General features: G+C 56.4%; 20 protein-coding genes. 12 read left to right on the top strand and 8 right to left on the bottom strand.

Annotated elements, in window-relative coordinates; translation table 11 throughout:
- Window positions 1-150 precede the first annotated feature (150 nt).
- From folD to KR51_RS02250, 3 genes are read left to right on the top strand one after another with little or no spacing between them, the layout of a single operon-like run.
- A complete protein-coding gene (gene folD / locus KR51_RS02260) occupies window positions 151-1,062 on the top strand; it encodes a bifunctional methylenetetrahydrofolate dehydrogenase/methenyltetrahydrofolate cyclohydrolase FolD (RefSeq protein ID WP_022604405.1) in 912 nt (303 codons plus the stop codon).
- Window positions 1,063-1,092: 30 nt separating this feature from the next.
- Entirely contained in the window at window positions 1,093-2,022 is a 930-nt protein-coding gene (gene crtE / locus KR51_RS02255; RefSeq protein WP_022604403.1) for a geranylgeranyl diphosphate synthase CrtE, read from the top strand.
- 15 nt (window positions 2,023-2,037) lie between these two features.
- Window positions 2,038-2,484 carry a divergent PAP2 family protein gene (locus KR51_RS02250; RefSeq protein WP_022604402.1) on the top strand — a complete coding sequence of 149 codons (447 nt, stop codon included), beginning with the start codon at window positions 2,038-2,040 and terminating at the stop codon, window positions 2,482-2,484.
- Between the two features lie 151 nt (window positions 2,485-2,635).
- Here KR51_RS02250 and KR51_RS02245 read toward each other — a convergent pair whose 3' ends face one another.
- Window positions 2,636-3,523, bottom strand: a complete 888-nt coding sequence (locus KR51_RS02245; protein ID WP_022604401.1) for a methylenetetrahydrofolate reductase — start codon at window positions 3,521-3,523, stop codon at window positions 2,636-2,638.
- Window positions 3,524-3,816: 293 nt separating this feature from the next.
- A complete protein-coding gene (locus tag KR51_RS02240; RefSeq protein WP_022604399.1) occupies window positions 3,817-4,611 on the bottom strand; it encodes a pentapeptide repeat-containing protein in 795 nt (264 codons plus the stop codon).
- Window positions 4,612-4,879: 268 nt separating this feature from the next.
- Between KR51_RS02240 and KR51_RS02235 the strand changes: the two genes are divergently transcribed.
- Entirely contained in the window at window positions 4,880-5,395 is a 516-nt protein-coding gene (locus tag KR51_RS02235) for an adenylyltransferase/cytidyltransferase family protein (protein ID WP_022604397.1), read from the top strand.
- Here KR51_RS02235 and KR51_RS02230 read toward each other — a convergent pair.
- Entirely contained in the window at window positions 5,392-7,311 is a 1,920-nt protein-coding gene (locus KR51_RS02230) for a polysaccharide biosynthesis protein (RefSeq protein ID WP_040654845.1), read from the bottom strand. The two genes, KR51_RS02235 and KR51_RS02230, sit on opposite strands and share 4 nt — an antisense overlap.
- 919 nt (window positions 7,312-8,230) lie before the next feature.
- Between KR51_RS02230 and KR51_RS02225 the strand changes: the two genes are divergently transcribed.
- Entirely contained in the window at window positions 8,231-8,911 is a 681-nt protein-coding gene (locus tag KR51_RS02225; protein ID WP_022604394.1) for a HEAT repeat domain-containing protein, read from the top strand.
- A gap of 75 nt (window positions 8,912-8,986) precedes the next feature.
- Window positions 8,987-9,805, top strand: coding sequence for a DUF6816 family protein (locus KR51_RS02220; RefSeq protein ID WP_022604392.1), 819 nt, complete (start codon window positions 8,987-8,989; stop codon window positions 9,803-9,805).
- Here the strand turns inward: KR51_RS02220 and ubiE are convergent.
- Window positions 9,802-10,491, bottom strand: a complete 690-nt coding sequence (gene ubiE / locus KR51_RS02215) for a bifunctional demethylmenaquinone methyltransferase/2-methoxy-6-polyprenyl-1,4-benzoquinol methylase UbiE (protein ID WP_022604388.1) — start codon at window positions 10,489-10,491, stop codon at window positions 9,802-9,804. The two genes, KR51_RS02220 and ubiE, sit on opposite strands and share 4 nt — an antisense overlap.
- A gap of 788 nt (window positions 10,492-11,279) precedes the next feature.
- Here ubiE and KR51_RS02210 point away from each other — a divergent pair.
- The 4 genes from KR51_RS02210 to KR51_RS18610 all read left to right on the top strand — a co-directional run bounded on the left by KR51_RS02210 (window position 11,280) and on the right by KR51_RS18610 (window position 14,486).
- Window positions 11,280-11,660, top strand: a complete 381-nt coding sequence (locus tag KR51_RS02210) for an HNH endonuclease (protein WP_232214505.1) — start codon at window positions 11,280-11,282, stop codon at window positions 11,658-11,660.
- A 228-nt stretch (window positions 11,661-11,888) separates the two neighbouring features.
- A complete protein-coding gene (locus tag KR51_RS02205; protein ID WP_040654825.1) occupies window positions 11,889-12,950 on the top strand; it encodes a S66 peptidase family protein in 1,062 nt (353 codons plus the stop codon).
- A gap of 486 nt (window positions 12,951-13,436) precedes the next feature.
- Window positions 13,437-14,096 carry a hypothetical protein gene (locus tag KR51_RS18615; protein WP_156914921.1) on the top strand — a complete coding sequence of 220 codons (660 nt, stop codon included), beginning with the start codon at window positions 13,437-13,439 and terminating at the stop codon, window positions 14,094-14,096.
- A gap of 123 nt (window positions 14,097-14,219) precedes the next feature.
- Window positions 14,220-14,486, top strand: coding sequence for a hypothetical protein (locus tag KR51_RS18610; protein ID WP_051358028.1), 267 nt, complete (start codon window positions 14,220-14,222; stop codon window positions 14,484-14,486).
- Window positions 14,487-14,766: 280 nt separating this feature from the next.
- Here KR51_RS18610 and KR51_RS17930 read toward each other — a convergent pair whose 3' ends face one another.
- Both KR51_RS17930 and KR51_RS02195 read right to left on the bottom strand, forming a co-directional pair.
- Entirely contained in the window at window positions 14,767-14,883 is a 117-nt protein-coding gene (locus tag KR51_RS17930) for a photosystem I reaction center subunit VIII (RefSeq protein WP_022604378.1), read from the bottom strand.
- A 93-nt stretch (window positions 14,884-14,976) separates the two neighbouring features.
- Window positions 14,977-15,486: a photosystem I reaction center protein subunit XI gene (locus KR51_RS02195; protein WP_022604376.1), complete on the bottom strand. Its 510-nt coding sequence runs from the start codon at window positions 15,484-15,486 to the stop codon at window positions 14,977-14,979.
- Between the two features lie 225 nt (window positions 15,487-15,711).
- Here KR51_RS02195 and psb32 point away from each other — a divergent pair, with 225 nt between their 5' ends.
- Window positions 15,712-16,419 carry a photosystem II repair protein Psb32 gene (gene psb32, locus KR51_RS02190; RefSeq protein ID WP_022604375.1) on the top strand — a complete coding sequence of 236 codons (708 nt, stop codon included), beginning with the start codon at window positions 15,712-15,714 and terminating at the stop codon, window positions 16,417-16,419.
- Between the two features lie 114 nt (window positions 16,420-16,533).
- On the opposite strand, the gene KR51_RS02185 is transcribed toward psb32, so the two are convergent.
- Window positions 16,534-16,917: a DUF4346 domain-containing protein gene (locus KR51_RS02185; RefSeq protein WP_022604372.1), complete on the bottom strand. Its 384-nt coding sequence runs from the start codon at window positions 16,915-16,917 to the stop codon at window positions 16,534-16,536.
- Between the two features lie 392 nt (window positions 16,918-17,309).
- Here KR51_RS02185 and KR51_RS20485 point away from each other — a divergent pair, with 392 nt between their 5' ends.
- Entirely contained in the window at window positions 17,310-17,483 is a 174-nt protein-coding gene (locus tag KR51_RS20485) for a hypothetical protein (RefSeq protein WP_232214504.1), read from the top strand.
- 618 nt (window positions 17,484-18,101) lie between these two features.
- On the opposite strand, the gene KR51_RS02180 is transcribed toward KR51_RS20485, so the two are convergent.
- The gene (locus KR51_RS02180; RefSeq protein ID WP_022604368.1) at window positions 18,102-19,490 is read right to left on the bottom strand and encodes an alkaline phosphatase family protein; all 1,389 of its coding nucleotides are present in this window, start codon (window positions 19,488-19,490) and stop codon (window positions 18,102-18,104) included.
- Between the last annotated feature and the right edge of the window lie 87 nt (window positions 19,491-19,577).

Genomic DNA, 19,577 nt, shown 5'->3' with positions numbered 1-19,577 from the left:
TCTATAGTGTTTGCGTCTGTCGCGGTACTGTGGGGCGTGAAGCGCGGGGTGACTGGGACCCGTTCCTCAAGCCCGCCCCAGCTCGACAAAGGCGATCGCTTTAGTGCGCGATTTGGCACACTAGGCGAAACAGCTTAATCAAACCGACCCGTGACCGACATTGCTGCTCGCTTACTCGATGGGAAAGCCCTAGCTCGTTCTCTACAAAACGAGTACAAAAAACGCATCGCCACCCTTGAACCCAAAATCGGCCGCCCGCCCGGACTTGCCGTATTGATGGTCGGCGAAAACCCAGCCAGTGCTGTTTATGTTCGAAACAAGGAACGGGCCTCCTCTAAAGTCGGTATCGCGTCCTTCGGGCAGCATTTCCCCGTTACCGTTACCCAGACGGAACTCGAAGTAGCGATCGACTTGCTCAATGCCGATGATTGCGTCGACGGCATCCTCCTACAACTTCCTCTGCCATCTCATCTCGACGCCACGGCGTTGCTCTATCGCATCCGTCCCGAGAAGGATGCCGACGGATTGCACCCGGTCAACCTCGGTCGGCTCGTTCGTTCCGAGCCGGGACTCCGCAGTTGCACACCTGCCGGGGTCATGCGCCTGCTCGCCGAATACGATATCGATCCGGCCGGCAAACGCGCGCTGGTCGTCGGTCGTAGCATTCTCGTCGGTAAACCCATGGCCCTGATGCTGCTGGAGGCGAACGCCAGTGTCGCGATCGCTCATTCGCACACGTCTGCATCTGACCTCTGCGATCTTGCCCGGAAAGCCGATATTCTCGTCCCAGCCGTCGGCAAGGCCGGGCTGATCGGGCCGGAGTTGGTCAAGCCTGGTGCCGTTGTTGTAGATGTAGGCATCGTGCGTGTCACGAACCCCGATGGCAGCCATCACTTGACCGGCGATGTAGACTTCGACGGCGTTTCCAGGGTTGCCAGCGCGATCGCGCCCGTCCCCGGCGGCGTTGGACCGATGACCGTTGCCCTACTGCTGGAGAATACTATTACAAGCTGGGTTACAAGCTGGGAGCGACGTCGCTCAGAAGCGCACGCAGCCTTGTAGAATCTTGGTGATGGTTTCCGGACAGACAATATGGTGATGGCCGACGGACGACCTGCGCCCCAGCAAGACGCCGTATCCTTCGACCTCAACGCGTATCTCAAAGAACGCAAGCAGCTCGTGGAAGCAGCGCTGGACTGCGCCTTGCCTGTCTCCGAGCCGCTGACGATCTACGAGTCGATGCGCTACTCGCTACTTGCAGGCGGTAAACGCTTGCGCCCGATCTTGTGCCTGGCCACTTGCGAGTTGTTGGGCGGGACAAGCGAGTTGGCTATGCCCACGGCCTGTGGGTTGGAGATGGTGCATACTATGTCGTTGATCCACGACGATCTCCCTTCCATGGACAACGACGACTACCGACGCGGCAAGCTAACCAACCACAAGATTTACGGCGACGACATCGCGATTCTGGCAGGCGACGGCTTGCTAGCCTATGCCTTTGAGCATATTGTCGAGGAAACTCGTGGCGTCCCGCCCGAGCGTATTTTGCGAGTCATCGCGCGCCTCGGTCGCGCGGCCAGTGCTGCCGGCCTTGTCGGGGGTCAGGTGGTGGATCTGGCCTGCGAGGGCGATCCCAACGTAACGGTGGAAACGCTCAATTTCATCCACACCCACAAGACCGGAGCACTTTTAGAATCGAGTGTCACCTGCGGTGCAACTCTCGCAGGCGCGAGCGAGGCCGACTTGGCGTGCTTGACGCGCTATGCCCAACGAGTTGGGCTGGCCTTTCAGATTGTCGACGACATCCTCGACATCACGTCAACCCGAGAAGAACTGGGAAAAACGGCTGGCAAAGACTTGCGGGCCGATAAGGCTACTTATCCGAGTCTCTGGGGATTGGAGGCCTCGCGCGAGCGCGCTCGCGATCTGAGCGAGGCTGCGATCGAAGACCTAGCTGCATTCGGCGAGCGGGCCTTACCGCTACAGGGAATCGCGCGCGCGATCGTCACGCGCCGGAACTAGGCGAGGGGGGCGACCGTGCAGGATATTGCCGATGTAATCCACAACCGCGTGCTGATCGTGGCCGTTGGGGCTTGCCTGCTTGCGCAGGTACTGAAGATCCCGATCGAACTCGCACGCAACCGCAAGTTTGACGTCAAAAATCTGTTTACGACCGGCGGGATGCCGAGCGCCCATTCAGCACTCGTGGCATCCTTGGCAACCGGTGTCGGCATTACTGTTGGCTGGGCGAGCTCCGAGTTCGCGATCGCGTGCCTGTTTGCAGTCATCGTCATGTACGATGCTGCAGGCGTCCGCCAAGCCGCGGGCAAGCAAGCGCGCGTGCTGAACCGCATTATCGACGAGCTGTTCAGCGAACACAAACACTTTGACGAAGCACGCCTCAAAGAACTCCTCGGTCACACGCCCGTTCAGGTTCTCGTCGGACTGACTCTCGGCATCGCGATCGCTTTGCTGGCGATTTAGAGCTACTCGTGCTCTCAACATTCTTGGTGGCACTCGAACGCAAACGCGAACTACTAGATAGGGCTATCGGGACCCGCTCTATGCGAATACCGCCGCAGACCTGCAGATCTAGCCAGAGCTTGCGCGCAATACCGATCGGACGGTATCGAGATTAAAGCCTTTCGATGCCCGCGCGGTCCAGAATTTCTGGGATGAGTTCCTCGCGCTTGACTGCCATTAAATGAACGCCTTGACAGATATCGCGCGCCGCTCGAACCTGCTCGGCAGCAATGTCCAAACCCTCCTGAAGGGGGTGTTTGGCCCTTTCTAACCGCGAGATCGTGTCTTCGGGAATTGCCACGCCCGGCAGGTTTTTATTGATAAAACGCGCATTTTTAGCAGATTTGAGCAGAAAAATACCCGCCAGTACGGGGCGGTTGCAGGGTGCAGCAATCTGCGTTACGAATTTGTCGAAGCGATCGAAATCAACGATGAGCTGGCTTTGAAAAAACTGCGCTCCAGCTGCAACTTTGCGCTCGAAGCGCTGCTGCAGGCTCGACCAACTTTTGATTTGGGGGTGGACTGCTGCACCGACGAACAAATCGAGGGCGCCATCCGGTAATGCCTTATCATTTGCGTCGTAACCGCGATTGAGTTTGCCGATCGCCTTTAGCAGCCGGACCGACTCTAACTCGAAGACGCTCTTGGCATTGGGATGATCGCCAGCCTTTACCGGGTCTCCAGTCAGGGCTAGCACATTGCGAATGCCGAGCGCGTGCGCGCCGAGCAGATCGGCCTGCAAGGCGATCGCGTTGCGATCGCGGCAGGCAAGCTGACACACAGGCTCGATCCCGTTCTGAAGCAGTAGCACCGACGCAGCCAGCGACGACATGCGCATCACGGCCCGACTGCCATCGGTGACATTGACGGCGTGAACCCGACTCCGCAAAGCCGCCGCCATCTTCAACATACGCTGCGGATCTCCTCCCTTTGGAGGGCAGATTTCAGCAGTCACCAGGAAGTCGCGCGCGTTGGCTGCACGGTGGAGGCGGCTTAACATCAGAAGCTATGACGAATCATGTCAGCAAGTGAGGACACTGTAACTCAATGTCTTTACAAACGCCCGCTCGAAATCGCAAACTTTCGTGGCAACGTCAGCTAAGCGGCCGGATAATTCCAGCCGCCCCCTCCAGGAAGTCGCGAGCGATCGCCACCAGACCACCATCAACACCAGGATTCAAGCATCGGTCTTGGCATCTTTGCAATGGTTTTGCAGGGTAGCCCCGATGAGTGATGCTAAGGCTGGGTTAGAAGCATCGCTACCGTTCGGGATCCGCATCTGCGAGACCCTTACTATGCAGGACCAACATTGAGTAAAGATGCAACAGGCTTGTCCTGAGGGCAGTCTCGGTTGACTTCCTGCCCGTCGGGTAAGGTCGTGTGGCAAAATTTCGCACCCATAAGGTACACGTTGATGAAGTTGGCGTTTGCGAAGTTGGCATCAGTCAAATCGGTGTCGGTGAGGTCAGCTTCGTCGAGAACGGCCTCGGCAGCAACAACACCCGTTAAATTCGCACCACTCAAGTCAGCGCCGATCAGACGCGCGCCATTCAAGTCTGCTCCCTGGAAGTTGGCCAGTGTTGCCTCCACGGCCGACAAGTCCGCATCGCGTAGCGAAGCCTGCTTGAAGACCGTATCAATGAGACTCGCTCCGTGCAGGTTGGCTCCGTTAAGATTGGCATCGACAAGCCGAGCCCGATCGAGCAGCCCCCCTTCGAAATCTGCACTAACCAAATCGGCAGCCCCCAGGTTGGCTTGCCGCAGATCGGCTCCTGCCAAACTGGCAAACCTCAGCGATGCCTTCTTCAGCGATGCCCGGCGCAGGCTAACGCGATCCAGAATTGCCTCGCCCAAGTTTGCATTGTTCAGTTTCGCTTCAGCCAGATAGCTATCGGTGAGGTTGGCATCGAACAGGTCGGCTCCGTTGAGCTCGAAACCCTGAAGGTCGCAGCGAATGCAGGTCACAATTGCTTTGAGCTTTTCAAAATCGGTTGGTAACGCCCTGCGCATTTCGCCAGCATTAAGTGGCATTATCCAGCCGAGGGTCAACCAGCACAGTGCTATAGCTCCCACCATCCAGCGTTGCATGTCGCGCTCTCCTTACATTTGTACTAGATTTTATGGAGTCTAATTTCTTCGATGAAACTGCTTTAGTCGAATTGACACAAATCAGCTTAAAGCAGACTTTTCAGCCCTATTAAACTCCTCACGACAAGATTATGGCAGATGTTGGTTTGGAACAAGCACTCCGCACGGATCCGATTGGGCGAGCGGCATGGGAGTTTCAGCTCAGCAGAGCGATCGCTGACAACGGTTGGGGCTAAAGTGGGAGCGATGTGTCTATCCCTAGCGTGCAGTGGCTGCTAACGGCATCTATTCACTTTTGGAACTACAAAACCTGATTCGCGCGCACCCAGAACAATGGCGGCCGCTCGTCTTCACCAACGGCTGCTTTGACTTGCTACACGTGGGGCACGTACGCTACTTGCAGGCAGCAAAAGCCTTCGGTAAAACTCTGGTTGTCGGCGTTAACAGCGATCGCTCGGTTGCCCGCCTCAAGCCGCCACAGCCCGGACGGCCGGCGCGACCGATCGTCCCCGAGGCCCAGCGTGCCGAAATGATTGCCGCACTCGGCTGCGTCGATGCCGCGACGATTTTCTCAGAACCCACTGCCAGCAATGCGATTTCTGCCCTAGCGCCGGACATATACGTCAAAGGCGGCGACTATACCGTCGACCGCCTGCCCGAAGCTGCGACCGTGCGCGCTGGTGGCGGTCGCATCGAACTCGTTGCCATTGAAGTGCCGACCTCCACGAGCGCGATCGTCGAGCGCATCGCCCGTGCGCTCGCAGCCGCTTGCGACCCTCCCTAGGTGGCCGAGCCGACCGCCGGCGGTACGGTTTCGCGGACGGGCACATCGCACCCGCCGTACTCCGGCACGAGCTCCTGCAAAAGTTCCAGAGCTCGGACGCGATTGCCTTGCCGTGCGGCGGCGACTAATGCCATCAACTGCGGTTCGAGTTCGGTCCAGGGCAGCATGGCTTCTCTGGCTGCGTAGATTTTTGGATGTTGGGTTCGTATGGCGTTATCGTGCTCGATCAGCAGCTCTTCGTAAAGCTTCTCGCCCGGCCGCAAGCCGACAATCTCGATATCAATGTCTTTGCCAGGTTCCAATCCGCTGAGCTCGATCATCTGAACGGCAAGGTCGAAGATTTTCACGGGCTCGCCCATGTCGAGCAAAAACACCTCGCCGCCCCGACCGAGTGCCCCAGCTTGCACGACCAGACGCGCGGCCTCGGGAATTGACATGAAATAGCGCGTGATTTCCGGATGGGTAATCGTGATCGCTCTACCCTCGGCAATCTGCTTGCGGAAGCGAGGTACGACTGACCCATTGCTATTGAGCACGTTGCCGAAGCGAACCATCACGAAGCGCGTCGAGCCATCATCTTGGGCAGCGAAGGCTTGCAAAATCAACTCAGCAACACGCTTCGTCGTACCCATAATGCTGGTCGGACGTACGGCTTTGTCGGTGGAAATCAATACGAAGCTATCCACGCCGCATTCTTTGGCAGTGCGAGCAGCAATGAAGGTCCCCCACACGTTATTCAAAACTCCCTGAGTGGGATTGAGCTCGACGAGCGGGACGTGCTTATACGCTGCAGCGTGATAAATCGTTTCGACACCGTACTTGACGACTACCTCGCGCAGCAGCACGCCATCGGTCACTGAGCCGAGACAAGCAATGCGTTGCAGGTCGGGAAACGCTTCAGACAGCTCCATATCGATGGTGTAAAGTGCCAGTTCGTTGAGTTCGAAGAGCACGAGGAGGCGCGGCTGCTGGCTGGCAATCTGGCGGCACAGCTCGGAGCCGATCGAACCGCCTGCTCCCGTGACGAGGACGCTTTTCTCGGTAATATCTAAGCGCAGCAGATTGGGAAAAGGTGCAACCTCCTCGCGTCCGAGGAGATCGGAAATATCGATTTCGCGAATCTGACCGATAGAGACACCTCCAGAGACAATTTCCCCGATACTCGGAACGGTTTTGACACTCACAGGTAGGTGACGCAGGTCGTGAATAATGCGTCGTTTAACATCGCCATCAACTGATGGCATCGCCAGCAATACGGTTTTGATGGAGTAGCGCGCGATCAGAACGGGTAATTGTTGGGGTGTATATACTGTTGCACCGCAGACTTGCTGGTGATGCAGTTGTGGGTCGTCATCCACAAAGGCAACAACGCAGTAAGTATCGGTTTGCGTGAGCGCTCGAGCGAGCTGAGATCCCGCACTGCCCGCACCATAGACGATAACGCTGCGCGCCCGCGCGCCAGGCGAAACCGGAGACTTGGGATGGTAGAGCAGCCAGCGGGCTGACAGCCTTACTCCAATCACAAACAGCAGCGTCAGCAATGCGTCGTTAATCAGAACCGAGCGCGGCAGCTGACCGAACCGGAAGAAAAAACTCAAGAACACCACTAAGCCAGAGCTAAGGGCGATCGCGCGGAGTGTGGTGTGGAGGAAATCTAAACCGGCATAGCGCAGAACTGGGCGGTACATGCCCATGAGGTAAAACATGCCGAGCTTGACGGGGATCAGCAGTGCAATCGTTGGCAGGTATTTCTGCAACTGCTCTTGCGGGAGGAATGCCTCGAAGCGCAGTCCGAGCGCCGAATAGATTGCCAGGAAGAAGAGGCAGCTATCGACTGCGATGAGAATCCAGCGTTTCGTCCGGCGTGACAGCGTGCAAGCCAAGCGGTTGCAGGTCGTTGCGAGCGGTTTTAGCATCATATTTGCGCCCCCCACCAAGTTCGTGTAACTGGTTTCTTGGAACTGGTCTGCAGACCGTGCGCGCGGCCTGCTGCCCCGACTCTTGCACGTAGTCGCACTCTGTAGCAGTTGACAATAGCCGTAACATCTCGGTAAACAAGTGAGTTGGCAAGCAATCGCTAGCTACCCAGTGAGATTTGATTATCGCACCCCTAAAATGAGTTGTATGGATGGTATCTCACGTTCTAAGCACGATAATGTCTCACGGTTGGCGATCGCGGGAAGCGAAAATGCCGTCGAGCGCGACTGCTATCTTCCCGTAAATCACGGAGTTCTCAAGTTCGCAGCTAACACTTGGTTGATATCACACGTAGGAAGGGTGGGGCAAGTAAGGTGCCGATTGCCTCCACTTCCATACCGAACGCGGATTATTGCGGGCGGGAGCGCAGCAGTATAGAAATGCACTGCGATCGCGATCGCGGCTTTCGTTCGTAAACGTTGGAGTAAAGACGCAAAGAGGGCAAGAAACCTGAGAGCGCTCTTGTCGTGCCGGAATGGCATGCTCGTTTGGATGGAAGCCATCCCTCAGTTGGGCACCTCTAAAAGTGGCTGGATTGAAGCGTGCCGGCGGCTGAAATGCGCGTGCTGCCGGGCCGACCATCGGGCTTGAGGGAATTAATAGAGGTGCCCAGTTGCAGGTTCCTGGAAATCAAGGGTTTGAGAGTCAGTCGTGACGATTGGCGTTAGGGTGAGGTATTAGACAGTCGAACAACTCAGTGACTGGCTAGCTGCGAGTCCTAGCCACGCATCAGGGCCGCCCGAGGCAGCTCGCTCTACTCCTGATGGCGTCTGAATTTCAGTCGGGAGAGCGAATGGTGACTGCGAACGCCCGCCGTAAAATCGGGATAACAATACCCAATATTAGCGACGCTACAGCATGAGCACGACCGATCTCAAGCAGGTTGCACGCGACCTGGAAAGTCCTAATTTACGCGATCGCCTCTTGGCGCTGGTGTCTCTGCGAGAAGTTGATTCCGAGGCAGCTGTCCCGCTCATCGAGAAGGTACTGGGCGACGAATCCTTACAAGTGCGTTCGATGGCAATATTTGCTCTGGGTGTGAAGCCCACCGACCGAAACTTTGGTCTGTTGATCGAGTTGTTAGAGGACCCCGATTACGGCATCCGAGCCGATGCTGCGGGCGCGCTGGGATACTTGGGTGACGAGCGGGCTCTGACGCCGCTAATTCGGCTGTTTTACGAGGATACGGACTGGTTGGTGCGCTTTAGTGCAGCCGTGTCAATCGGCAATCTACGCGATTGCGATCCGCGGGCTGAAGCCGTACTTCGAGATGCGCTCAACAGCGAGGAAGTCGTCATACAGCATGCCGCCATCGCCGCGTTGGGAGAAATCGGGGCAGTCGAGGCGGTTGAAGATATCTTGCGCTTTGCGCGCTCGGACGATTGGCTGGTAAGGCAGCGGCTGACAGAAGCATTAGGCAATTTACCGACGGAGAAAACTGTCTCGGCGCTTAAGTTTCTGGCCAAGGACGAGCACCCACAGGTAGCCCAATCGGCAGCGATTTCGCTGCGGCGTTTGGAAGGGCAACTGCTCGATTAGGTCCCGATTAGGGAATGGCCCGCGCTGCAGCTAGGATTGGTGGCAGCAAGTGTAGGCAATAGGGGAAGGTCAGCAATGGGACAAATGCGATCGCTAATGACGGTTGCGATCGCCGCGGTATTGTGTGCGCTTCTAAGCGCTGCTGGGATTTCTGGAACAGTTGCTTTACCGCTAGCAACGGCTGTGTCGAGCTTATCTGACCGCGTTGCTGCTTTCCCAGACTGGACGAGCAAACCCTCCGTCGAGAGTTCGGCCGGCAGCGATTTGTACTACCCCGGCTGGATGGAAGGGACTTGGACGGCGACCAGCACGCTAATGGAGGCGATCGCGCCGCTAGCACCAGAGATCGTTTCGCCTGGCTTCGAGGGCAACCACCACTACCTCCACCGGCCGATGAAATTCCGCGTGCGGTTCATACCTCAGACGGTTCGGAGTCTCGGGAGATTTCCCGTTCTGCAGCCGCGCTCGCAACCGATACCCATCATTGCCGATCGGGCCTTCAACGGCTTGGAAATTGCGCAAGCGTATTTAGGCGACCTCGTACGTTCGGTTCGTGTCTCGGATAACGATCCGAACGAACAGGTTACGCATCTGAAGCCCAACCGACAGTTGCGCTCGATCGCGATCGGTCGCAAGAGCGAGCAAATGCCTCCCGACCGCTTCATTGCTACGGAAATCGTGCGTCAAGTGTTTCGCGGTGAATCGTTTTACCTCAATGTGGTTGAAGCAACAACAGACTACCGCCATTTGAGTGACGACACAGTTGCAGCCGAGCAACTGACGGCCATCTACTTGGCACCCGAGCATCCCGACTATTTCCGCGCCGCCGGCCGGCCGGTCGCTCTGTATCGATACGAGTTGGAACTCAACCGGGAGCGACTGCAACCGACCTAGCTAGCAACGAGAACCCCCATCATGCCACCTGCGATCGGGTAGTGTTTTGGGTTGGCGAAACCGGCTGCTCGTGCAAGTCCTACCTGCTCGGAGCCGACGGGAAAGCGCTCCAAACTCGGTGCAATGTAAGCATACTCCTCGGTCAGCCCAATTTGCTCGGCAGTCGGCACCACTAAGCGGTCCAGATACCACTGCTGGAACTGTCGCGCGATCGCGCTGTCTGGGCGGTGAAAATCAAGTGCGGCCAGCGTCCCTCCCGGCTTTAACACGCGCCGCAATTCGCCCAAGCATTGCGGGAGATCGACCACATTGCGCAGCCCGTAGCCCACTGTCGCGCAGTCAAAGCTATTGTCAGCAAACGGCAGCGCTAGCGCATCGGCTTGGACCCACGAGATCGACAATTGCGCTCTTGCCGCGCGCTCGGCGGCAATGGCCAGCTGCTGCGGCGCAAAATCGGCTCCAATTGTGGAACCGCGAGGTCCGACAGCATCCGCTAGCATTAAAGCCAGATCGCCGCTGCCACAACACAGATCCAAGGCTCGATCGCCGGGTTGGGGCCGTGCCCACTTCACCGCCATCCGCTTCCAGATGCGATGCTGTCCGAGGCTCAGCCAGTCGTTGAGGCGATCGTAAACGGGGGCAATGCGATCGAAAATATCCCGAATGTCTCTAGTTGAAGGGCTCATGGGGCGATCGGTCGTAGGTTCGACTCGGGTGACAGGGGAAAGGACACAACGTGCTCTTTCGAGACAAAGCAAAGTTATATTGAACAACTCAAAGAAACTTAAGACAAAGTCATTTCTTATTTTTTTTACTCTGGAAATAAATCTAGATTTTAGAATTATGAATTTGTGAGGGCATAACCGTGAAAAATCCCTATGACAATTGGGGTGAGACCCTCCGATTCGGTTGCCTGCAAGCAGATAATGTCAACGGTTAGGGGGGATTTTCCTACAGGGACAGATGGCAGCAGAGTCGTCCTCAGCACAGTTGCCAGTGACAATGAGAACGGCATTATCGCCATTGTAATCGACTCAGTCCCAATCTCGCTGACTTCACCCGAGCCCCCTGTTGAAGATGGCGATCGGTTGCCGAGAAACTCTAGAGGAATCCGGAAAAACGTAAAAGGCTAGTGGAGGTCAGTAGTTCTTCTATTCTTAGTGCAGTTGGGGGTGGCACGCTACTTTCAAAACCTATGAATAGTAGGTTTCTAGACCAAATTTGTTGACAACCGTATAGACCGTCCGTTTGGACTCCGATTTTAATCTCGCACCCCGCTCGATTGAGTCCTCAAAGTAAGATTGAGAAAATATAAGGTTAAGTCAAACTACATTCAAGTACCCACTCTGTCATTCGTGAATAAGTATCTTGCCTAGAAGCAAGTGCGAGAGCGCTGGCAGAAAATACAAGCTTGCAAAGACTACTAAAGTGACGTTCGATCTGCACTCAACGCCATCCTTGGTAACCGCGCTCGATGCCATCGATTAGTTCGTGCTTGGCCCGAAGCAAACAAACTGAGAAGATCGATATGCGGGGCGATCGCGCCCAACTCAACCTCCATCCGCTTCCGTCTACCAGAGCCATGCAAGCATGCCAACTCTGCGATCGCGAGGTCGCGCGTTTGACCGTCCACCATCTCGTCCCGCGTCAGGCAGTAAAGCGGAAAAAAGCCGACCCAGGGCCGACGGTCAAAATTTGCGCCGCCTGCCACAAGCAAATTCACGCTTTATTCGATAATGCCACCCTGGCGCGGCAGCTCAACACCCCGGAAGCACTGAGCGCAGAACCCCAAATGCAAAAGTTTCTGGCCTGGATTCGCAAACAAGATCCGAACAAACGCGTGCGCGTTAGCTGACGGGGGAGCGCCCCGGCTCACATGCCAGCAAATGGGTTGCAATGCTGCCCGCAATCCAGGTACGCTGCACCGACCCCCCGATACAAACCGTCAGGTTTGCAGCGAAACTGCTCCGATAGCCGCGCGGCAATGCGATCGCGCGGCCGTGCTGGACTTGAGGTTTCGTATTCTTGCCAGCTAGTCTGTCAGCTTGCCTGCCTGCCGCACTCGCCTCAACTACTCCGGATCATGCCTACTCCCACGCGCCGCCAGTTTCTCATCCGCAGCCTCGCTGCTGCAGTCGCTGCTGCAGCAGTTGCCAGACCGGCTGTGGCCCGCCAATCGGCAAGCGATCGCGCTGTTGTGAAGCCGCAGCGACTACAACCCGGTGCTGGTGTGGGTTTATTCAGTCCGGCCGGTGCGACCTACGACCCCACAGACATTGAAATCGTTAGCGATGCCGTGCGCGCGCTCGGTTTAGTTCCGTATCGGGCAACGCACCTACTCGATCGCTACGGATACTTGGCAGGGCGCGATCGCGATCGGGCGGCCGATATCAACCAACTCTTTGCCGACCCGAAAATCGACCTCTTACTGCCGATTCGCGGTGACTGGGGATGCGCGCGCTTACTGCCCTACCTGGATTACGATTCGATCCGCCAAAATCCAAAGATCGTCGTCGGCTTCAGCGACCTGACCGCACTGCTCCTTGGTATTTATGCGCAGGCAGGCTTGGCCTGCTTTCACGGTCCCAACGGTTTTAGCTCTTGGCGCGAAGCGCAAACCGCATCGTTTCGCAGCGTGCTTTTTGCCGGCGATCGCGCCCCGCTCGCTAACGAACGACCGTCCGAGGATGGCGATCGCTTGATGCAGGTGAAGTTCCGCGTGCAGACCGTAACGTCAGGCATTGCACGCGGTCGGTTAATTGGCGGCAATTTGTCGGTTCTCAGCAGTTTGATTGGCTCGCCTTACTTTCCGGATCCGCGCGGAGCGATTCTCTTTGTCGAAGACATTGGCGAGCCGATCTACCGCATCGATCGCATGCTGACGCAGCTTTCCCTTGCGGGGATTTTGGAGCAATTGTCTGGGTTCGTCTTCGGTCAATGCGTCAACTGCGGACCTAGCGGCGGTTATGGGTCGCTGACATTACTGGAAGTTGTCCGCGACCGGATTGCTTCGCTCGGCATTCCCGCCTATTGCAACGCTCCCATAGGTCACCTGGAAAACATTGTGACGTTGCCCATTGGTACCGAAGTTGAAATCGATAGCGATCGCGGTCGCTTGGTCATGCTTGAAGCTGCAGTCACCTGAGGTTTTCAAGCTTGGAGGCGAGCTTCTAAGAAGAGTTATCGCTCTGCTCAAATACCTGATGTTCCCTTGGGCGATCGAAAATATCTGAAGCGGGTGGAGATGGCTCATGGACCTGCTACCCGTATAAAGACTTTGGGGAATTGGTTGTAAGAGCATCCGGCGATAAGACTTTCACCGTGGCGCTCCGAAGTTGTCGGAAGTAACGTGCCGCCGATACTGTGCGATCGGTCTCGATCGCCACGGATGAACGACTTGCTCCACATGCCTTTGGTAGCGTTTGCGACCGGAACTACGAGCGTCTTGCTGGACTGCAGTCGAACCCGTTATGCGGGACGTTGGCTACTCGTATCTACCGTTAACTTCCGGTTACTTCGCGCGATCGCGAATCACTTCTGGCACAGCGATCGCGCTACAGCCGGCTCATTGTGGCTGCGCGGTTGTAGATCGCACACTGCGCAAGAAGGTTACGCGAGGTCTTATCTTGCCATGACTGATAGACATTCCATTGATTTCCTAGCCAAGTCTCCAGCCGATCGCCCGCCCGAAAGCCAGTCTGCGCTCGTCTGCTCGGCGAGCGAACGCTATGGGACCGACGGCATCGATCGCTGTTTCGATCTCGCCGGATGCTGTGCCACTCAGCCCAGCTACTTCACCACGAGATCGCGCATCAACTTCGCGCTCGAACGCTGGTTGTCGCCAGCTGAATTGAGCGATCGCCTTGCAGAATTGCCCGCGCATTTTACCTCCCCCCAACCTCGCCGCTGGCAGCGCGTCGACTGGAACGCGATCGGTCCCGAGCAAATTGTCGGCGTCGATCCAGAGTTTTTCTTGCACATTGTCAGGGCATCTGCAGAAGTCGAAGCACCCATTCGCGCCTACTCGCAAATTAGCTGGCATCAGCTCGCGCGGTTACATCCCGAGATGGCTCGGTACATGGGCGGCACTCACGACAGCAGCGGACGCCTCATCGAACCTGGGTTGTGGGAAAAAGAGGAACGCCAGCACGCTCCGGCGTTCAAGCGCATTTACCGGCAACTTTGCGGGCGCGACCCCCACCTCGTTCCCAACACGATTCTGTTGCCGCCAACATTCGCGACAGTCGATGCATCCTACTGTCACGCCATTTCGCGGATTGCAACCGAATAGAGTGCTGTCTCAGTTTATCTGTGGTCGATCGCGCACTCGACCGGTGCCCTGCAAGCCGCGATCGCACAGCCGCTGCTGGACGAAGTCGGTCACCTGGCCAAGTTTTGGGGGTTTACCCGCTGGTTGTTTGCTGACTCGCTGCTCGCGCGCCTGCGGGGCATGACGGGACGGCTCCTGTGGTTGCTCGGCCACCATCGCCGCGATCGCTCAGAAGCTGCGTCGATCCTGCGCCCGGATCGCTTGGCGATCGGGGTCGAGATGGGATTCGCATTCAGTCGAGTGCTGTTGCAACTCTGTCGCTGGGACGGGTGCCTCTCAACCCAAGTATTAGAGTCCCTATTCGGTCGCGCCGACGGTCGGCTGGCAGCAGTCCGGACGGGCTCCGTATGAATCGCACGTGGATGAGGCGGTGAGCCCTGCCGCCACCCCGCGAACCGCGCAAGCGGTACCCAGTTCGGAGGGCTGAAATAGCAAGGCAGGGTGGTCGAGGTCAATTGCAACCAGACTCATCTGCATTTATCCGCTCGCCTTATCCCTTTCCTAGGACTGCTGTGTTTGGTGTTAATTGTTTTACGGTTGAAGGTACGGAACTCATCCAAACGCTTTAAAAGCGCCCCATCCAAGCGGAAGGGGCGCGAACGATGCGGGAACGTCTGCACAAGGTTAGTTGCTATGCATCGGATTCAATGTGGATGAATAGCAACCCCATGACCATTGCCGGCATCAGCCAACACACAGCGGGTATCAAAATCCAAGGCAAGAACGAAGCTGCATAATCGCCAGTCATGACTGCGGTTTCTCCCTAACGTGAATGTACGAACAAGCGGGCAGAGGTTCGGTTGCGATACAAACCGACGCAAAGGGGGCATACGCCATAGCGCTAGCTATTGACTATGCCACGCATTATGTTGTCGAGCAGGTCGAAGTTTTCGAGCAAGAAGTAGGCTACGAAGGCACCACCCATTGCACCAACGAAGAAACCGCCAGCAAACTGACTCCAACCTTCACCAGTTTGGAGGGCTTCCGGTGCGCGATCGTCGAAATATGCTGCCTTGGATTGATCCTTCGGGAAAGAAACCAAACCGTAGGCAGACATTGCTATGGTTGCAACCAAGATCAGGCCGATACCGGCAATGAGTCCGCCGATATTTGCCGACGCATCCGTATCGCGCAGCGGACCGAGGAGTACCCAAGGACCGATCGCGAAGTAGCCGTGGGCCATGCCTACTTCTAGACCGCGCAGCAGTGGCGAAACCCCCGAGCGGTATGCAGGCAAGTTGTTGATGAGACTCCGGACGAATGCCGAGTCGGAAATCGGCGTCGACAAATGTCCGGCAAAAATATCATCGTTGTAAGGTGTAATAGCTTCCGAGCTTTTGGAGTCGGCCATTATTGAGGCTCCTCTGAAGTGCAGGATGCAGCAAACTTTAGAGCATCATTGTACGGGTCGCCGGGGTCGTCCCCGACCTGGGAATCGATGTCTGCAAAGAAAGTTCACGAGCGAGCGTGCGAGCGCAATTGCCCGGCAGCTAGCAGTTTCCGGGCGAGGCGTAAAAAATCAGCTGTCCGATCGCTCGTATAATACTTGGTGAATTGTAAAGCAATGATGCGTGCCATGAAGTATTTGCCCGCCTTGCGCCGCGCTGCTGCAACCGTCGCTTGTTTGTTGCTGTCGGTGTTGCTAGCAACTGCCTTGGCGGCTCCGGCTGGGGCAACGAGCGCTGCTCAGATTCCGGATATTAGCCGCGATGCGACCACGTGGGTTGCGGATGAAGCTGAAGCGCTCAGCCGTATCAATGAAGTTCGACTCGGTCGCCGCCTTCAAGCGCTAGCAGACAGCACTGGTACCGAGGTCAAGGTGGTGGTGTTCCGCCGGCTCAATTACGACGTCACCATCGACGATTTTGCCGACGATCTGTTCGAGCGCTGGTATCCAACAGCGGCGTTGCAGGCAAACAAAGTGCTGTTGGTTATGGATACGATCACCAACAATGCTGCACTTCGCAAGGGTGAAGGCGTCACCCCCCTGACTGACGACCTCGTTCAAAGCCTCATTGCCGATTCGATCGGCGTTCCCATACGAGCGGGGAACAAATACAATGAGGCGTTTTTGGGCACGACCGCGCGTTTGGCTGCAGTGCTCTCGGGTCAAGCCGATCCCGGTCCGCCCGAAGACAATATCGATATCCAAGTTGAGGGCACGTTTACGGCTGCCGAGGATACCGACACGCGTACTTCAACCGTGTGGGTTGTTGTTTTATTAGTCGTCGCGACTATCGTGCCGATGGCAACGTATTTTGCCTACGTGCTGCTGCAGGACTAGGTATTTGCCGCGGCAACCGTTTAGGAAAACACCAGTGTCGTCAGGCGGAATGTCCCAGTAGCGGACGCGTTCTACTTGCCCATCCTGCCGGTATTGCTCGCGAACTTTCCCGGGTCAGTCTTGCACGTAGTCGCTGCCATCAATTAGAGCGCACTCGGCGCGCACGAATTCCCGCCCGAGGTAAGCGGCGTGGTCGAGGCGCGTGACGGGGCAGGGCTGTGTTTCCTCGAAGAGCGCGATACAGAGTTCCTTCGCGGTACGACCGGAATAAGAAGTGTTCGGCGTGCGGGGCGCACTCCCCCGCACCGGCAGCGGTTCGCCAGTTTCCGGATCGCAGGCCAATCCGCGCTCGTTGATGACATTGATGTAATGGTCGGCGCAGATGGTTTGCGTCGAGCGATCGAGGTAAACAATGAAGTATCCAGCGGGGTCGAGGTCAATGAAGCGTTTCGAGAGGGCCTCATCGAGAGTGGCAAGGTTGTTACGAGTTGGGAGCATAGGCGAACGGTCAGCACGAATTGGGCCGGCACTACTGGATGCGGCTATCCTTTGCAGGGTAGCCCATCATTGGGCATTACTGCTAAGGAGCGCAAACTGCTAGCGGCACTATAGCTCTGCTCAAATACTTGAGGTACAAAATGAGCGAGGTGCAAAATAAATGAGCATTGAACGTTGACGCTGCTGCGCTTGGGCTCTATGTAGGGCTTGCTGAAAAAGGCTGGAATTGTTTCAGCGAGAAGGTTCCAGCGTTTTCTGCGTCAGAGAAGTGCAAGTTTATGGTTGCTAGAGCCTCAAAACCCTTGCACTTGAGCCGAGATCTAGGTGCGAAAATCTGGGGCTAGATGGCGAAAGCCTGATTTCATGAGCTCTCTGTCCCCTAAATTTACTTTGTGGACTTTTTCAGCAAGCCCTATGTATTGGCAGCTGCACAAGCCTGCCTTTCTGCGGATTTTCTTTGCGCTGTCTTGGTAGCACCCTCGCCTGTGAAGGTGGCAGGCGATCGCTATAAGAAACTCCTGGCGCGCGAAACAATCGTCGGGGAAAAAGTTTCCGATCGTGGATGATGTCCGGAAGTGAGTTAGTCCAGCCTTCGTCAGCGTTGAAAGCAGCATCGAAAACACTCGAATTAAGAGAGCCTTCCTTGCAATGCGCCGATAACGTCAATAGATATCATTCTTGAATTGATACAGCTAGTTCGGGCTTGATGAAAATGGCTGTAATGACTGCATCGAAAAGTTCTCAGCGTTTTCTATGCCAGAAAAGTGCAAGGTTATAGGCACCAGAGCCTTAAAACTCTCGCACTTGGGCCATGAATCCGCGCCAAAAAGCAGGAGCTAGATTGTATAAGCCTGATTCCATATGCTCTCTGCCCTCTAAATACGTTTTGTGGACTTTTTCAGCAAGCCCTAGTTCGATTGATGTGCATCAAATAAGTTTGTGGCCGGTGTAGATGAATTCGCTACCGCGACGGCACGAATCTCTTTCAGTCTCTGGGCAGAGATCAAGTTAAGGGAACATGCCCGTAAACCTCTACCAAGAGAGATCTTTGGGTCAAACTTTTCTTGTCCGGATAGATTCCATTCGCGGCTGCACGTAAAAGTGAAGTTTAGTGATGGGGACATTTTTGCCGCTCTGAATGCTCGTCCACATAGGCGAAGACATCAGAATTGGTGTGGGGTGTGCTACCAGGCGAGTGCCCGTCCGCGCAGCTGCGGAGGAGCGGCGATATCGTAACGTGAGAGCAGCGTCGGCAGGACATCGTAGATTTGTGCGCCTGTAAGCTCGCGGCCGTCCCCTGGATGCTGCGGGTCGCAGAAGACGAACAAACCATGCTGAGCGTGGTTGGCGTCATCGGGTCCGGTGTCATTTTCCAGGGCATACAGCGACTCCGTGCCCACGCTGCCGAGCGATCGCCAAGCAAGGTTCTGGAAGTAAACGATCGCGTCCGGGGCAACTCCGCGGACGCGTCGGTACAGTTGTTGTGGCGTATAGGCTTTGATGCCGAGCGGGCGACCGTCCGGTCCGGGGATTGCTTCGAGGTGCTCGATCAGCTTTTGGCGCTCTTGTTGGTAGCTGGCAAGCGGGATAATGCCATCGGGTTCGCGGTTTTGCACGTTCATGAACAGGCGGCCGTAATATCCGCCGGCTCCCCACGCTTTGGTGCGCTGCCAATCGACTTGCGATGGCTGCAAGCGCATCGGTGCTGTCGGTGCGGACTTCAGGACGAGATAACCCGTCTCGATCAACCACTGATTGAGACAGAAGCCGCCCATCAGCGGCTGCGCGCCGTGGTCGGAGACAACCGCAACGGCGGTATCTTCGCCACAGCAAGCGAGCAATTGTCCGATGCAGCGATCGACATGGCAGTAGTAGTCGTGGATGACCTGGGCAAACGGCGAGTCGGGCACGTGGAGTGGGTGGCGCGAGTCCATGTGCTTCCAAAACGCGTGTTGCAAGCGGTCCAGCCCCATCTCGACCATCATCAGAAAGTCGGGTTCGCGATCGCGCAGCAAGTTCAGCGCCAAGGAAAAAGTTTGATTGCACAAGTCGTAGATGTCTCGCAGGATCCTGGGTTTGTCGTCCGACCGAAAATCCGGCACGTCGAAGAGATAGCGATCGACCCAGGCGCGCAGTTGCATTCCCAATCCGGACGGATAGGTGAACTCCGCATCGGTATTGGGCGTGAGAAACCCCGAAACGAGCGCGCCATTGACGAGCTGCGGTGGATAAGTCCCCGGTACGCTGACAACGGCAACCGTCCAACCCGCTTCGCCCAAGATGTCCCACAATCGCGGCACTTTTACGAAACTGCCATTAGCAATGGATAAGCTGTCGTAACTGCGATCGAGGCGATTGCGAAAACCGTAAATGCCTAGCTCGCCGGGGTCGCGGCCGCTGGTCATGCAGGACCATGCCGGGACGGTAATCGCGGGAATACAGCTTTCTAGGCGACCGTAACGCCCGCGGTCCATCAAGCTCGAGAGATGGGGCAGATCGTCCCGCCAGCGATCGAACACGAGCGACGGTTCGGCGCAGTCGAGACCGATAACAACAAGGCGGGGATGCGGCATTGAGGGAGTTTAGGAATAAGTTGATAACCGAACTATTGTTTGAACCGAACTACCGATTGAATTGTCGCGAGAACGGCGGGAGCATAA

This window comes from Rubidibacter lacunae KORDI 51-2 (assembly GCF_000473895.1).
Classification (GTDB): Bacteria; Cyanobacteriota; Cyanobacteriia; order Cyanobacteriales; family Rubidibacteraceae; genus Rubidibacter; species Rubidibacter lacunae.
The sequence above is the reverse complement of the archived record's forward strand: the minus strand, read 5'-3'. Positions and strand labels throughout refer to the sequence as shown.